We start from the raw sequence: 13,896 nt of genomic DNA on the forward strand, positions 1-13,896 counted from the left end.
TATCATTTGACATTCACGCGGATGTTACCCCCTAGAAAGGCCGGAAGGCCCGCGTAAACCTAGGTTAACATAATGTTAACGTGGAGCCTTTGCGCCATTTCCCCAGTGTTCCATGCGGCTTCGGTGCCTTGCCTCACCCTTTTTCAACCGGCACGGACGGTCGCACGGAGATTCGCGCGTATCCCCTTCGTTCCGTTTTTCAGCGGTGAAAAAAATCAGCTTCGGGGCTGAAAAATTCCCGAATCCGTCACAATCAGATCCAGAGGCTGATCGGTCGGCTCGGTCGGGATGAAGGGCAGCTCCTGAGCAGCAAAGGCACAGGCAATCGCCGTCACCGGCCCGGAAGATCGAAGGATTTCAAGGGTTCGATCGTAGAACCCGCCACCATAGCCCAGCCGGTTGCCGTAACGGTCAAAGCCCGCAAGCGGTACGATGACAACGCGGGGTGTCAGCTCGGGTTGCGAATCATCGGGATGGCGCGTCGCGAAATCGCCGCGCTCGAGATGGGCCTCGGTCCCGTCCCAAGCGCGAAAAACCAGCGGCAGTGCGGGGCCGAGAACGACCGGCAGACACAAAGGCCCCTGATGGGCCAAAAGCGCGGGCCGCGGATCGGCCTCGGTCTTGATCGGCCAATAGCCGGCAAGGGTCGCGCCGGCAAAGGGTGCAAGCGCCGCGCCGAGATTACGCGTCAGCGCTGCGCCATCCCCTCCCCGCGCCCGCGCCGAAAGGGCCTCTTTGCGCAAGGCCTGCTTGCGCTCCGCCTGCCCTTGAGGCGTCAAATCAGGATCCATGAGGCAAGGCCGAGGAAAGCGAAGAAGCCCATGACATCGGTCATTGTGGTCACGAAAGTCCCCGAGGCCAAAGCCGGATCAAGGCCGAATTTGCTGAGCGTGAGCGGAACCAACACCCCGCCCATGGCGGCGACGATCTGGTTTGCGATCATTGCCGTGCCCAAAACGATCCCGATCGCAGGACTGCCGAGAATGACGCTCGCCGCGACACACAAAATGACAGCCAGTCCAAGCCCGTTCAAAAGCCCCGCCATCAACTCGCGCAGCACGACGCGGCGCGCGTTCGAACTCGTGAGTTCGCGCGTGGCCAAGGCCCTGACCGCGACGGCCAGCGATTGCGTCCCCGCGATCCCGCCGGTCGAGGCCACGATCGGCATCAATGCGGCAAGGATCACGAATGTGCTCAGCGTGGCCTCGAACTGCGAGATCACCAGAGCCGAGATCGAGGCGGTAAAGAGGTTGATGATCAACCACGGCAAACGCTGTCTGGCGGTCTGGAACGGCCCGTCCGAGACGTGGCTGTCATCTGCAACGCGCGCCATGCGCAGGAAGTCTTCCTCGTGTTCCTCGTCGAGAACCGACATGGCGTCGTCGATGGTGATCATGCCGACAAGCCGGTCGGCCTCGTCGACGACCGGCGCGGAGATCAGGTGGTATTTGTTGAAGGCATAGGCGACATCGCCTTCGTCCTGCAGCGCCGAAATCGTGCGGAAACTGTCTTCGGTGATGTCGCGCAGCATGATTTGCGGGCGCGAGGACAGGATCTTGCCAAGCGTGACATAGCCGGTCGGACGACGGCGCGGATCGACCAGAACGACGTGATAGAATTGGTCGGGCAGCCAGTCTTCGGTCCGCAGAAAGGCGATCGCATCGCCCACGGTCCAATGTTCGGGCGCGGTCACCACCTCGGATTGCATCAGACGACCGGCCGAATGCTCGGGGTAATTCAGCGACTGCTCGACTGCCGCACGGTCGGATTCGTCGAGCTCGGCCAGAAGCGCTTGCTGTTCGGGCACTTCGAGGTCTTCGAGCAGGTCGACGACGTCGTCGCTGTCCATTTCCCGCACGGCTTCGGCAAGCACGGCATGCGGCAGGGCCTCGACCACCTCGTCGCGGATGGATTCGTCGATTTCCGAGAGGATCTCGCCGTCGATCTCGCCGGAATAGAGGTCGAGAAAGACCTTCCGTCGCGCGGGCGTCAGCTGTTCGATGAGATCCGCGATATCGGCGGCATGCATCGGCTCGAGCAGGTCGTCGAGCCGCAGGGCATCGCCGTCGTCGATCGCCTGGATCACGCTGTCGATAACCTCCTGCCGCGGCCGGAAGTCATCGTCCTGACTTGTGATCTCGGCCTCGCGGTTTTGGCTCATCTTGGCATTCCTGTCGCTTGGAAGTGGTCCTTGCAGCCGCAACATACCCCTAGAGGAGCATGGCGACAATCAAGGCAGAGCGGGCTTTTGCTGTCAGTTTTGCAAAAGCGCAAGAGCCTGGGCGTGAAGTTCCGGCGAGCCGGCCGCAATAATTCGGCCCCCCTCATGCGCGGGGCCGCCCTGCCAGTCGGTGACCACACCACCGGCAGCCTCGATCACGGCAATCGGCGCGCAGACATCGTAGGATTGCAGCCCCGCCTCGATCACCAGATCGATCTGGCCCGCGGCCAGCAGCGCATAGGCATAGCAATCGAGCCCGTAGCGCGTAAGCTGCACCTTGTCTGCCACTTTGCGGAAACGGGCATATTCCTCGGCCGTGCCGACTTCGGGATAGGTCGACATCAAGGTCGCGCCATCCAGCGTGACGCCGCGCCTCGTCGCAAGCCCCGCCTCGCCGCGCGGACCGCTCATCCGGCTTTGGCCGAAGCCGCCCTCGAAGCGCTCCCCGATATAGGGTTGATCGATCAGCCCGTATATCGGGCCGTTCTCGTCGGTGACTGAAATGAGCACACCCCAGCTGGTCGCGCCGGAGATGAAGGCCCGCGTGCCGTCGATCGGATCGAGGACCCAGGTCAGGCCCGAACGGCCTGCGCTGCTGCCGTATTCCTCGCCGAGAATGGCATCATCGGGTCGATGCTGCGCCAAGAGCGCGCGCATGGCCCGCTCCGAGGCGCGGTCCGCCTCGGTCACGGGGTCGAAGCCGCTTGCGGCCTTGTTGTCTGGATGCAGCGAAGGCGTCCGAAACAGCCGAAGCGTCTCGTGCCTCGCCGCATCCGCCAAAAGATGGGCTGTCGCGATGATCTGTGCGGCGTCGGTCATGTCTGCCCCCGTGTTGATCCGGGACCAGACATAGCCTTTTGTCGCCGCGGGTAAAAGTCAGGCCGCGTCGGAAAGAACGCGGGCAAGCTCGAAAATCTGGCGGCGTTGTGCCTCGGGCATGGCGTAATAAGAACGCACCAGCTGCAGCGCTTCTTTATCGGCCAGAATATCGCCCTCGATCTCGGCACGCGCTCGATCGTCACCCAGTCCTTCGAAGAAGAAGCTCACGGGGACATCGACCGATTGGGCAATATCCCAAAGACGCGATGCAGAGACACGGTTCATGCCGGTCTCGTATTTCTGGATTTGCTGAAACTTGATTCCAACTTTCTCGGCCAATTGCTGCTGGGTCATCCCGATCATCCAGCGGCGATGGCGAATACGTTTCCCCACATGCAGGTCCACGTTATGCTTCATCTCAACATCCTCACTCACACAAAACAGACCACGACCGTCGCGAACCGATGCCGACATCAAAAAAATGTGGCCTCTTTGCACCGCTGACCGTTTTCTTCCTAAGCAGATACAATATCATTTTGTACAAGTGTTTTTGGGGATGCCAAGCCATTAACGCATTTTGTCTGCTAAATTTCGGAGCAAGAATGACGCAAACAGCGACCGCCATGATGGTTCAGGTCAGGGGCGAGCGCCCCTCGCCCATTGAAATCACGACGAGAATACCCGCTGAAGGCGAGATTTTGGTCCGCATGAGGGCAGCCGCATTAAATTTCGCGGATCTGCTGATGGTCAAGGGAACATATCAGGAAACCCCGCCCTTGCCCTTCGTCCCCGGCCTTGAAGGCGCGGGAGAAGTCGTTGCCGTCGGGCCGAACACCCCCTTTTCGGCGGGGGACAGAGTCGCGGTCTGGGCGCAGGGAACGATGGCCGAATTCGGCACCTTTCCTGCCGGTCGCTGCATCCGCATCCCCGACAGCATGTCCTATGCCGATGCCGCGGGATTCCAGATCGCCTACGGCACGAGCCATCTCGCCCTGACCGCCCGCGCGGATCTGCGCGCCGGAGAGGTTCTGGTGGTTCTGGGCGCGGCAGGCGGCGTCGGGCTGACCGCGGTCGAGATCGGCGCGGCACTCGGGGCGCGCGTCATCGCGGTTGCTCGCGGCGCCGACAAGCTTGCAGCGGCAAAGGCCGCAGGGGCGAGCGATTTGATCGACAGCGACACCACACCCGATCTCAAGGCCGCTTTGCGCGCATTGGGCGGGGCCGATGTCGTCTATGATCCGGTGGGCGATGCGCCGGGCCTTGCGGCCTTCGGCGCGCTGCGTACCGGCGGGCGCTATCTTGTGATCGGATTTGCCGGTGGCAAGCCGCCCGAACTGCCCCTCAACCATGCTTTGGTCAAGAACATCGCGATCCACGGATTCTATTGGGGCGGCTATGGCAAACTGGCGCCGGAACTGCTCCGCGACAGTATGACGCAGCTTTTCGCGATGGTCGCCGAGGGCCGTCTGACGCCCCGCCAAGGCCCGCTCACGCCGCTTTCCGATCTGGCTCAAGCCTATGAATTGCTGGAAAGCAGGCGCTCGATCGGAAAAGTCGTCGTCTCGATCTGAAGGGCTGCACCCCTTGCCACCGCGCCGCCGATTTATCGCGCATTTATCGCAGCTTTCGCGCATCCAGCATTGAAATGAAGCCATAGTTTCCCGATATTTGTCGGGAACGGTGAGCCGATCGGGCGCACCGCGAATTCTGACCGGGGAGACATTTATGTCCGACTACAATTCGATCCGTACGGCCGGGACCGCGACGCGCTCGGCCGCTCTGGACGCGGGCCTTCGCGCCTATATGAACAAAGTTTACGGTCTGATGTCCGTGGGCCTGCTGGTGACTGCCGGTGCGGCCTGGGCGATCTCGGGTCTTGCCGTCAATGCCGACGGCACGCTGACCGGCCTTGGCGCCGCGATCTACACCTCGCCGCTGCGTTGGGTGATCATGTTCGCGCCGCTCCTGATGGTCTTCGGCTTCGGCGCCGCGCTGAACCGCCTGTCGGTTCAGGCAGCAACCTTCGTCTTCTATCTCTTCGCGGCCGTCATGGGCCTGTCGATCAGCTCGATCTTCCTGTTCTACACGAGCTATTCGATCGTCCAGACCTTCCTTGTGACCGCGATCGCCTTTGCCGGCCTCTCGCTCTACGGCTATACCACCAAGCGCAACCTCGCGCCGATGGGCACCTTCCTGATGATGGGCCTGATCGGCCTGATCGTCGCCTCGCTGGTGAACATCTTCCTGCAATCGAGCGCGGTGCAATTCGCCATCTCGGCAATCGGCGTGCTGATCTTCGCGGGCCTGACCGCCTTTGACACGCAGAACATCAAGAACACCTATCTGCAGATGGCAGGTTCGGATGACGACTTCCTTGGCAAGTCGGCAATCATGGGTGCGCTGTCGCTCTACCTGAACTTCCTGAACATGTTCATGTTCCTCCTGCAGTTTATGGGCAACCGCGAGTAATCGCGCAAAAAGCGAAACCATTGGGCAGGCCGGGAGCGATCCCGGCCTGTCTTTTTGTATAGTTTACAAATCCTGTGTTGCTTTTCAGCAATCGGCACTTGTGGTTAACCACGGATAAGTGTCTGTATTGATTGATGTTATCCCCCGCGTCCGGAATGCGCCGCCTGCAGCGCCGTTCTGACAACAAACAATAATCTTGAACGATTTACCTCAATAAGTAAGACTAACGAAGCGGCGCCACGTTGGGCCGTCGCCGAGTGATGTTAACGAGTAAATCGCCGTCTGTGTTTTTGACGGCAGCGCCCCCTTTTTTGGGCGTTCCCAACGATTTCTCGTTCCCATTCCCCGGCATCGTAATCGCTCCCTGTCGGAGCTGTGTATGAATGTGGGTAACGAGATGAACGACATCCCGACGGTACCGTCAGATGATTGCGGCTGCGGCACGACCGAACGCATGATCTATCTGGGCAAATTGCCCAATATGGACCTCGACAAGACCACCCAAGGCCCTGACGGCGCTTATGCCACGACCGCGGGGATGACCTTCGGCTCCGCGACGGATCCGCTTTACCGCCAGATGACGCAGGTGACGCTCAACGACACCAATGGCGACGGCATCATCCCGATCGACGGTGCCACACCCTCCTCCGAGACAATTACGCATTCTCTGGGCGGCAGCGAGGCGGATTATACCGTCAACACCGCGTTCAACGTTCATGTCAGCACCATCCGCGTCCAGCTGCCCGACGGTTCGGTGCAGGAATACACGTCGACGCTGCGGGTCATGCAGGATTCGGACGGCAACACCTTCCTGATGCCGCCGCCGAACAATGCGCCCGATTACGAACTGGCCGAGATGCTCACCCATCCGATCCTTTCGGTGACCTTCTCGAGCGATCCCGCCCATTACGGCCGCAACGAGCCGGGCGTCACCCCGCACGAGCATTGCTTCCCCTGCTTCGTGCGCGGCACGCTGATTGAAACCGAATTCGGCGCGATCCAGGTCGAAGAGCTCACCGAAGGCATGCGCGTCTGGACCCGCGATAACGGCCTCCAGCCCATCCGCTGGATCGGCTCGCGCGTGCTGGGGCCCGAGATCCTCGGCCAGAACGACAAGCTCAAGCCGATCCGCATCCGCGCCGGTGCGCTGGGGGTGAACATGCCGAGCGAGGACCTTCTGGTCTCGCCGCAGCACCGCATCCTCGTGCGCTCGAATATTGCGCAGAAGATGTTCGGCACCGACGAGGTTCTCGTTGCAGCCAAGCAGCTTCTGCAGATCCAGGGCATCGATACCGTCGAGGGCGATGTGGCGGTGGAGTATTTCCACTTCCTCTTCGACCAGCACGAGATCGTCCTGTCGAACGGCGCCGAGACGGAATCGCTCTATACCGGCCCCGAGGCTTTGCGCGCGCTTGGCCCCGAGGCCAGCGAAGAGATCTTCACCCTCTTCCCGGAACTGCGCAACGGCACCGCGACCGAGCTTCCGGTGGCGGCACGCCACCTCGCGACCGGCCGCATGGGCCGCAAACTGGCGGTGCGCCATGTCCAGAACGGGCGCGCTCTGGTCCAGTAAGACCTTCAAGTCCGCATGCGAAAGGGCCGGCATAAGCCGGCCCTTTCCTTTTGTCGCCGCCGGTTTCGACGCTCGGCCTGAGCCGATAAAGATCAGGTCGCCAGCACCCAAAGGATCAGCCCGAGGCTGATCACGCCGAAAACCGCCAGCCCGTACCAGAATGCCGGATGGTTATAGATCGGCGCGGTTTCCTTGCAGGCCGCGCAGGCCTTCGCCCGCCAAACCAGCGCCTCGCCGCAGGCGGGGCATTTGAAACGGCTGTTGTTGTCGAGATTGTCGCTCATTCATCTTCTCTGAACATGCGCGCGGTCGCATGCACAGCGGACCGCGCATGGTAAATCCGCCGGTCCTGAGGACCGGATCCGCAAAGGTTTCAGAGTTGGAGCGGAGGCGCACGGGCGTGGTGGCTGGCCTCGCGCCAAAGCATGACCCCAAGCCGCGGCACCGGCACGAGCGCCATGCGGCGGGCGGTTGTCGTGTCGGGAGCAATGCGCAAGCCCTCGACCGGCAAGGGCGGCGTGATCAGAACCGGATCGGGCCGCTGGAGATCCGAAAGCGTGCCATGCAGGACCTTGAGATCCGCTCCAGCAGAAATCCCTTCGACAGAACGGTCCTGCGACAGCGGAATGACCAGCAAAAGCATAATCGCCAACAGGCGCAGCAAAGCGGCGCCGATCGGAGGGAGGGATGCTTTCTCTTCGGTCATCTCGTTTTCGCGGCCATCGCGGCCAGCCTTGGGGATCGGTTCACGCAGCGCACCGCATCGGGGCGATTGTCTAGCACCACCCTGCCCGATGCCGCAACCCGTCCCCGACTTGCTCGCCGCGCTCCCTCGGGCGTCTGCCGTCGCGCGGTGAAAACGCTTCATTTGGTGGCCAACCGCGCTATCCTCGCTTGATCCGGCACAGCCATGAAAGTTCGCCATGCCCACGAGAAACGTCCCTCTTCTTGCCGCGCTCGCGCTCGCGCTCTTTCCGGTTGCCGCCAAGGCCGAAAGCCTCGCGCTGATGCCGGTCAAGTTCTTCGACACCTCGCACGAGGCCAAGGACCAGCGCGAGGACCATCAGCGCCGCGTCGATCTGATGAGCGCAGAGCTGGCCCGCGTGCTCGCGCCCGAGGTCTCGCGCGTGAGCAGCCTGACGCCGCGGGATGTCGCCACCGCCTGCACGCCCGAGACGGTGCCCTGCCTGATCACCCTCGCGAAAGGAACGGGGTCGGATCTGGCGCTTTTCGTGGTCGTCCACAAATCCAGCACGCTCATCATGCAGATTTTCGTGCAGCTGGTCGATCTCGACGCCGAAACCACGCGCTTCGACCGCAATCTCAGCTTTCGCGGCGATACCGATGAAAGCTGGATCAAGGCCGCGGGCTTTCTCGGCCGCTCGCTCGAGGACGAGCTCGAACCCTGAGCGCGCCTCCAAAGAAAAAGGGCGCCGCGCGGCGCCCTTTTCCGTTTCGCGATTGCGGCCCCTCGGGCCGCCGCGATCAGTCGTTCTCGCCGACGGCTTTCCAGATCACCGCACCGATGACCGCACCGACGATCGGCGCAACCCAGAAGAGCCAGAGCTGCGACATCGCCTCGCCGCCTGCGAACAGCGCCTGGCTGGTCGAGCGGGCCGGGTTGACCGAGGTATTGGTCACCGGAATAGAGATCAGGTGGATCAGCGTCAGCGCCAAACCGATTGCCAGCGGCGCGAAACCTGCAGACGCGCGGCCGTGGGTCGTGCCGAGGATGACGATCAGGAAGAAAGCGGTCAGGATGACCTCGATCACCAGCGCCGACATCATCGAATATTTGCCCGGCGACAGATCGCCGTAACCGTTCGAGGCGAAGCCGCCCATGACATAGCCGGTCTGGCCGGTTGCGATGACGTACAGCGCCGCTGCCGCCAAAGTCGCGCCGATCAGCTGCGCGATGATATAGGGCAGCAGCTTCGAGGCGGGAAAACGTCCCGCTACCGTCAAACCGACCGAAACGGCAGGGTTGAAATGTCCGCCCGAAATGCCGCCGACCGCATAGGCCATGGTCAGAACCGTCAGACCGAAAGCGATCGAGACGCCGACAAAGCCAATCCCCAGACCCGGAAACCCTGCCGCGAGGATCGCGCTGCCGCAGCCCCCGAATACCAGCCAGAATGTCCCGAGAAGTTCTGCACCCAATTGTTTCTGCATGGTCCCTACCCACAATGTTATCATTGTTGCAGCGCCACCCGAAGGCGAAGCTCGCGAAAATGATATGCTTTTTAGGCACAAGAGGCCACGCGGTAACGTTTGGTTCAGCAATTATATCCCGTCAATTATGGCAGCGGGAACACAGGCTTAGCGCCAAGCGGCACCGCCCTGCCTCTGCGCCGTTGCGTCACTCCCGCGGGGCGGTTTCGGCGGGGCCGGAAAGACCCGACAGGTCGGCGACATCCCCCGCCGCGCCGTCATGGTCCAGACCGATGCGCTTTTGCGCCCGCGCGCCGAGTTCGCGCAAAAGCTCGGCTTGACGGATCACGTTGCCCGAGCCGCGGCTGAGCCGGTCCATCGCGGTCGAATGGCTCTTTTGCGCGCGGTCGAGCTGAAGGCCGACATCCTCCATCGACGAAACAAAGCCGTGCAACTTGTCGTAAAGCTGGCCCGCGCGCGCCGCGATCTGGGCGGCATTGCTCTCGCGGCGCTCGACGGTCCAGATGTGGTCGACGGTGCGCAGGGTCAGCATCAGGGTCGTCGGAGTGGTCAGGCCGACGCGCCGCTCCATCGCGAAATGTGCGAGATCGGGATCGGCGCGCAGGGCCTCGGAAAAAGCGCCCTCGATCGGGATGAACATCAGGACGTAATCCACCGAACCCTGATCGAGCACCTGATAGCCCTTGCCGGAAAGGCCGGTGATATGGGCACGCAAAGCCGCGACATGGCGCTTGATCGCCGCATCATAGGTCAACGGATCGTCGCTGTTCACCGCCTCCTCATAGGCCGAAAGCGAGACCTTGCTGTCGATCACCAGCACTTTCTTTTGCGGTAATTTCACCACGACATCGGGCCGCCACCGCCGCCCTTCCTCATCGGTCGTGCTCGCCTGTGTTTCGTAGTGTATTCCTTTATTTAGACCGGATTCCTCAAGCAATCTCTCAAGAATCATCTCGCCCCATGCCCCCTGCTTCTGGCGGTCGCCCTTGAGCGCGCGCGTCAGCGCCACCGCCTCGCGCGAGATATCCTCTGAGCGCTTGTGCAGGCCTTCGATCTGCTCGCGCAGCCGCGCGCGCTCCTCGTCGGTCTGTTTGGAGCGGTTCTGCAATTCGGTCTGGAAACGGTGGACCTGATCGCGGAAGGGCGTCAAAAGCGCCGTCATGCTTTCGCTCTGGCGCTTGTGCATATCCTCGCCCTGAACGCGCAAAGTCTCGTCGGCCATGACCTTGAAATGACGCGTCATCTCTTCGCGCAGCTCGCGCAATGTGGCTATGTCGCGCGCCGCCGTCTCGCGGTCCTTGTCGGCGGCAAGAACGGTTTCGGCCAATTGGCGTTGAAGCACCCCCTCGGACTGGCGTGCGGCATGGAGCGCATCGCGCAGATCGTCGCGCTCTTCGATCACCTCGCGCAGACGCCCCGCCTGACCGTCATAAGCGCTCTCGATCCGGCCCAGACGCAGAGAGACCTCGCGCTCATGGGCACCGACTTCCGCAAGGCGCTGCTCCAGTGCCTTGGCCCCTTCCGCGGCGCTGATTGCAGCGGTCTCGTGCTGCCGGATCTGCGCGCCCAAGGCCTCGAGTCTGTGCCCCGCAGCACGTCGATCCGCCGCGGCGCGACGCCACATGACGGCGAAAGCCAGCATCAGAACAAGTGCCGTCGCCAGCAAAAAGCGCAGCTGTCCGGCATCCGAAAAGAGAAAGGACAAAGCCGCCGAGAGCTTCTCGGAAAACGGCATGGAAGAGGTCGGGGTCATGTGTTATCGCCTGTCAGGTCGGCTGCACTGTTCACTTTTTGTGCCAGCCATTCAACCCTGCGCCCCCGCAAAATCCGGAGAAGACACCGGATCGGCCGGGTGCCGCTTCGCCAAGTCCGAAGAAAGGACCTCCCATGACCAATTCCGTCGCGGTAATCGTCGGCTCCTTGCGCAAGGATTCGCTGAACCTCAAGCTTGCACAGGCGCTCGAAAAGCTTGCCGCCGGCAAGCTGGTCTTCGACTATGTCGATATCGGCGACCTGCCTGCCTACAACGACGATCTCTGGGTCAATCCGCCCGCCTCTGTGCTGCGCATGAAAGAGCAGGTCGCGAAAGCCGACGGCCTTCTGATGCTGACGCCGGAGTACAACCGCAGCTATGCCGGCATCCTGAAAAACGCTATGGATTGGGGCTCGCGTCCCTATGGTCAAGGCGTCTGGCAGGGCAAAGCGACCGCCGTCGCCGGCACCTCGCCGGGCTCGATCGGTGCGGCTGTGGGCCAGGCACGCTTGCGCGCGGATCTCGCCAGCCTCTCGACCGTTCTGGCCCCCCTCCCCGAGGTGAACCTGCAGTGGAAGCCCGCCGCCTATGACGAGAGCGGCGATGTGATCGACGCGGGCACCCGCGCTTTCCTGCAAGGCTATATCGACCAGTTCGCGGCTTTCATCGCGAAAAACGCCTGATCAGGACCTTTCGGCGCGCGGCGGGACGACCCGCAGCGCACCGTCGGACAAAAGAAAAACGCCGGTGATTTTCATCACCGGCGTTTTTTGATGGCTTGCGGACGCTTACTGGTCGAGGAAGCTGCGCAGCTTGCGCGACCGGCTTGGGTGCTTGAGCTTGCGCAGAGCCTTCGCCTCGATCTGGCGGATGCGCTCGCGGGTGACCGAAAACTGCTGGCCGACCTCTTCGAGCGTATGGTCGGTGTTCATGCCGATGCCGAAACGCATCCGCAAAACCCGTTCCTCGCGCGGGGTGAGGCTGGCCAGAACGCGGGTCGTGGTTTCCTTCAGGTTTTCCTGAATGGCGGATTCCAGCGGCAGGACCGCGTTCTTGTCCTCGATGAAATCACCGAGCTGGCTGTCTTCCTCGTCCCCGATCGGGGTTTCGAGAGAGATCGGCTCCTTGGCGATTTTCATCACCTTGCGGACCTTTTCCAGCGGCATCTGCAGCTTTTCGGCCAATTCTTCCGGGGTCGGCTCGCGGCCGATTTCGTGAAGCATCTGGCGGCCGGTCCGCACGAGCTTGTTGATCGTCTCGATCATATGGACCGGAATACGGATCGTACGGGCCTGATCCGCGATCGAGCGCGTGATCGCCTGACGGATCCACCAGGTCGCATAGGTCGAGAACTTGTAGCCGCGACGGTATTCGAATTTATCGACGGCCTTCATGAGGCCGATATTGCCTTCCTGAATGAGATCAAGGAATTGCAAGCCGCGGTTGGTGTATTTCTTGGCGATCGAGATCACCAGACGCAGGTTGGCCTCGACCATTTCCTTCTTGGCCTGACGCGCTTCTTTTTCGCCGCGCTGAACCTGGTTCACGATGCGGCGGAATTCCTCGATATCGACGCCGACGTGTTGGCCGACCATCGCCATCTCGCCGCGCAGATTCTCGACCTGAGTGCGGGATTTGTCGAACAGCGCCTGCCAGCCGCGCGCCGGATTGGCCGCCATGCGGTCAACCCACGTCGGGTCCAGCTCCGAACCGCGATAGGCCTTGATGAATTCCTGACGGTTGATGCGGGCGGCATCGGCCAGCTTCACGACGCCCGAGTCGATGGTCAGAATGCGGCGGTTGATGCCGTAGATCTGGTCGACCAGCGCTTCGATACGGTTGTTGTGCAGATGCAGTTCGGTCACGAGACCGACGATTTCGCTGCGTTTGCGCTGATAGGCGAGCTCGTCCGCCGCCGAGAACGAGCCGTCCTCGTTCAGGGTGGCCGACATCCGGCTGTCCTGCATATGGGCAAGCTCTTCATAGCCCATGGCGATCATCTCGAGGGTCTCGAGAACCTTGGGCTTGAGGCTGGCTTCCATCGCGGCGAGCGAGAGGTTCTGGCCGTCGTCCTCGTCCTCGTCGTCGTCGCGGCGCATGGGGTTGCCGTCGGCGTCGAATTCCTCGCCGTCGTTGCGGCCGGTCGCGGCAGGGGCCACGGTCTCGCCGCCGACAGCAAGCTCCTGCTCGTCGGCTTCTTCGTCCATCGTGCGCCCGAAGGTCGCCTCGAGGTCAATGACGTCACGCAGCAGAATGTCTTCGTCGAGCAGTTCCTCGCGCCACATCGTGATCGCGCGGAAGGTCAGCGGGCTTTCGCAAAGGCCCGCGATCATGGTGTTGCGACCGGCCTCGATGCGCTTGGCAATGGCGATCTCGCCCTCGCGCGAAAGCAGTTCGACCGAGCCCATCTCGCGCAGATACATGCGCACCGGATCATCGGTCCGGTCGAGTTTTTCGGTTTCCGAGGACGCCAGCGCCACTTCGCGCGTGCCGGTGTTGGTCGTGACCAATTCGCCGCCGGTGGCCTCGGTTTCCTCGCTGTCCTCGTCATTCTCGACGACGCGGATATCCATCTCCGAGAGCATCGACATGACGTCCTCGATCTGGTCCGAAGAGACCTGATCGGGCGGCAGAACCGTGTTCAGCTGGTCGTAGGTGATGTAACCCCGCTCACGGCCTTCCGCGATCATGCGCTTGACGGCCGCCTGGCTCATATCAAGCGAATGATCATCATCCTTGGTATCGGGCTTTTGGTCTTCGTCGTCTTTGGCGGCCATGCTCGCTCCTTGAAGGCGGTGATTCGCGGCGTTGGCGAATCGGGTCGGCAACTGCTCGGTTTTACCGAATAGCGGCGAAGAATCAAAGGCCCGCACGGGATTTCCGGCACGA

14 protein-coding genes are annotated in these 13,896 nt (G+C 62.0%); 5 read left to right on the plus strand and 9 right to left on the minus strand.

The genetic code is table 11. The features are described 5' to 3' along the window. Positions 1–215: 215 nt before the first annotated feature. From ACFFUC_RS09505 to ACFFUC_RS09520, 4 genes are all read right to left on the minus strand, one after another. Complete coding sequence (locus ACFFUC_RS09505) at positions 216–779, minus strand: 5-formyltetrahydrofolate cyclo-ligase (protein WP_377685686.1); 564 nt, start codon at positions 777–779, stop codon at positions 216–218. Continuing rightward, on the minus strand, positions 776–2,161 hold the full coding sequence (gene mgtE, locus ACFFUC_RS09510) for a magnesium transporter (RefSeq protein ID WP_377685688.1): 1,386 nt from the start codon (positions 2,159–2,161) through the stop codon (positions 776–778). The genes ACFFUC_RS09505 and mgtE overlap by 4 nt, the downstream gene beginning before the upstream one ends. A gap of 93 nt (positions 2,162–2,254) precedes the next feature. After that, positions 2,255–3,040 (minus strand): inositol monophosphatase family protein, encoded by a 786-nt coding sequence (locus ACFFUC_RS09515; protein WP_377685690.1) that lies wholly within the window; start codon positions 3,038–3,040, stop codon positions 2,255–2,257. 57 nt (positions 3,041–3,097) lie between these two features. Continuing rightward, entirely contained in the window at positions 3,098–3,457 is a 360-nt protein-coding gene (locus ACFFUC_RS09520) for a helix-turn-helix domain-containing protein (protein WP_377685745.1), read from the minus strand. Between the two features lie 185 nt (positions 3,458–3,642). Between ACFFUC_RS09520 and ACFFUC_RS09525 the strand changes: the two genes are divergently transcribed. The 3 genes from ACFFUC_RS09525 (at position 3,643) to ACFFUC_RS09535 (ending at position 7,082) form a co-directional block, all read left to right on the plus strand. Continuing rightward, positions 3,643–4,611, plus strand: coding sequence for an NADPH:quinone oxidoreductase family protein (locus ACFFUC_RS09525; protein WP_377685692.1), 969 nt, complete (start codon positions 3,643–3,645; stop codon positions 4,609–4,611). A gap of 154 nt (positions 4,612–4,765) precedes the next feature. Further along, entirely contained in the window at positions 4,766–5,509 is a 744-nt protein-coding gene (locus ACFFUC_RS09530) for a Bax inhibitor-1/YccA family protein (RefSeq protein ID WP_377685694.1), read from the plus strand. Positions 5,510–5,888: 379 nt separating this feature from the next. Next, on the plus strand, positions 5,889–7,082 hold the full coding sequence (locus tag ACFFUC_RS09535) for a Hint domain-containing protein (protein WP_377685696.1): 1,194 nt from the start codon (positions 5,889–5,891) through the stop codon (positions 7,080–7,082). A gap of 92 nt (positions 7,083–7,174) precedes the next feature. Here the strand turns inward: ACFFUC_RS09535 and ACFFUC_RS09540 are convergent, their stop codons facing one another. Both ACFFUC_RS09540 and ACFFUC_RS09545 read right to left on the minus strand, forming a co-directional pair. Further along, complete coding sequence (locus tag ACFFUC_RS09540; protein WP_377685698.1) at positions 7,175–7,366, minus strand: hypothetical protein; 192 nt, start codon at positions 7,364–7,366, stop codon at positions 7,175–7,177. A gap of 89 nt (positions 7,367–7,455) precedes the next feature. Then, positions 7,456–7,788 carry a hypothetical protein gene (locus tag ACFFUC_RS09545; RefSeq protein WP_377685700.1) on the minus strand — a complete coding sequence of 111 codons (333 nt, stop codon included), beginning with the start codon at positions 7,786–7,788 and terminating at the stop codon, positions 7,456–7,458. 217 nt (positions 7,789–8,005) lie between these two features. Between ACFFUC_RS09545 and ACFFUC_RS09550 the strand changes: the two genes are divergently transcribed. Next, the gene (locus tag ACFFUC_RS09550; protein ID WP_377685702.1) at positions 8,006–8,491 is read left to right on the plus strand and encodes a DUF2380 domain-containing protein; all 486 of its coding nucleotides are present in this window, start codon (positions 8,006–8,008) and stop codon (positions 8,489–8,491) included. Positions 8,492–8,567: 76 nt separating this feature from the next. Here ACFFUC_RS09550 and aqpZ read toward each other — a convergent pair whose 3' ends face one another. Beyond that, positions 8,568–9,254: an aquaporin Z gene (gene aqpZ, locus ACFFUC_RS09555; RefSeq protein ID WP_377685703.1), complete on the minus strand. Its 687-nt coding sequence runs from the start codon at positions 9,252–9,254 to the stop codon at positions 8,568–8,570. Positions 9,255–9,441: 187 nt separating this feature from the next. Next, entirely contained in the window at positions 9,442–11,007 is a 1,566-nt protein-coding gene (locus ACFFUC_RS09560) for a DNA recombination protein RmuC (RefSeq protein WP_377685705.1), read from the minus strand. 134 nt (positions 11,008–11,141) lie between these two features. Here ACFFUC_RS09560 and ACFFUC_RS09565 point away from each other — a divergent pair, with 134 nt between their 5' ends. Continuing rightward, positions 11,142–11,690: an NADPH-dependent FMN reductase gene (locus tag ACFFUC_RS09565; protein WP_377685707.1), complete on the plus strand. Its 549-nt coding sequence runs from the start codon at positions 11,142–11,144 to the stop codon at positions 11,688–11,690. A 105-nt stretch (positions 11,691–11,795) separates the two neighbouring features. On the opposite strand, the gene rpoD is transcribed toward ACFFUC_RS09565, so the two are convergent. Then, on the minus strand, positions 11,796–13,784 hold the full coding sequence (gene rpoD, locus ACFFUC_RS09570) for an RNA polymerase sigma factor RpoD (protein WP_377685709.1): 1,989 nt from the start codon (positions 13,782–13,784) through the stop codon (positions 11,796–11,798). Between the last annotated feature and the right edge of the window lie 112 nt (positions 13,785–13,896).

Origin of the sequence: Paracoccus cavernae (assembly GCF_042430175.1) — a bacterium.
Lineage (GTDB): Bacteria > Pseudomonadota > Alphaproteobacteria > Rhodobacterales > Rhodobacteraceae > Paracoccus > Paracoccus cavernae.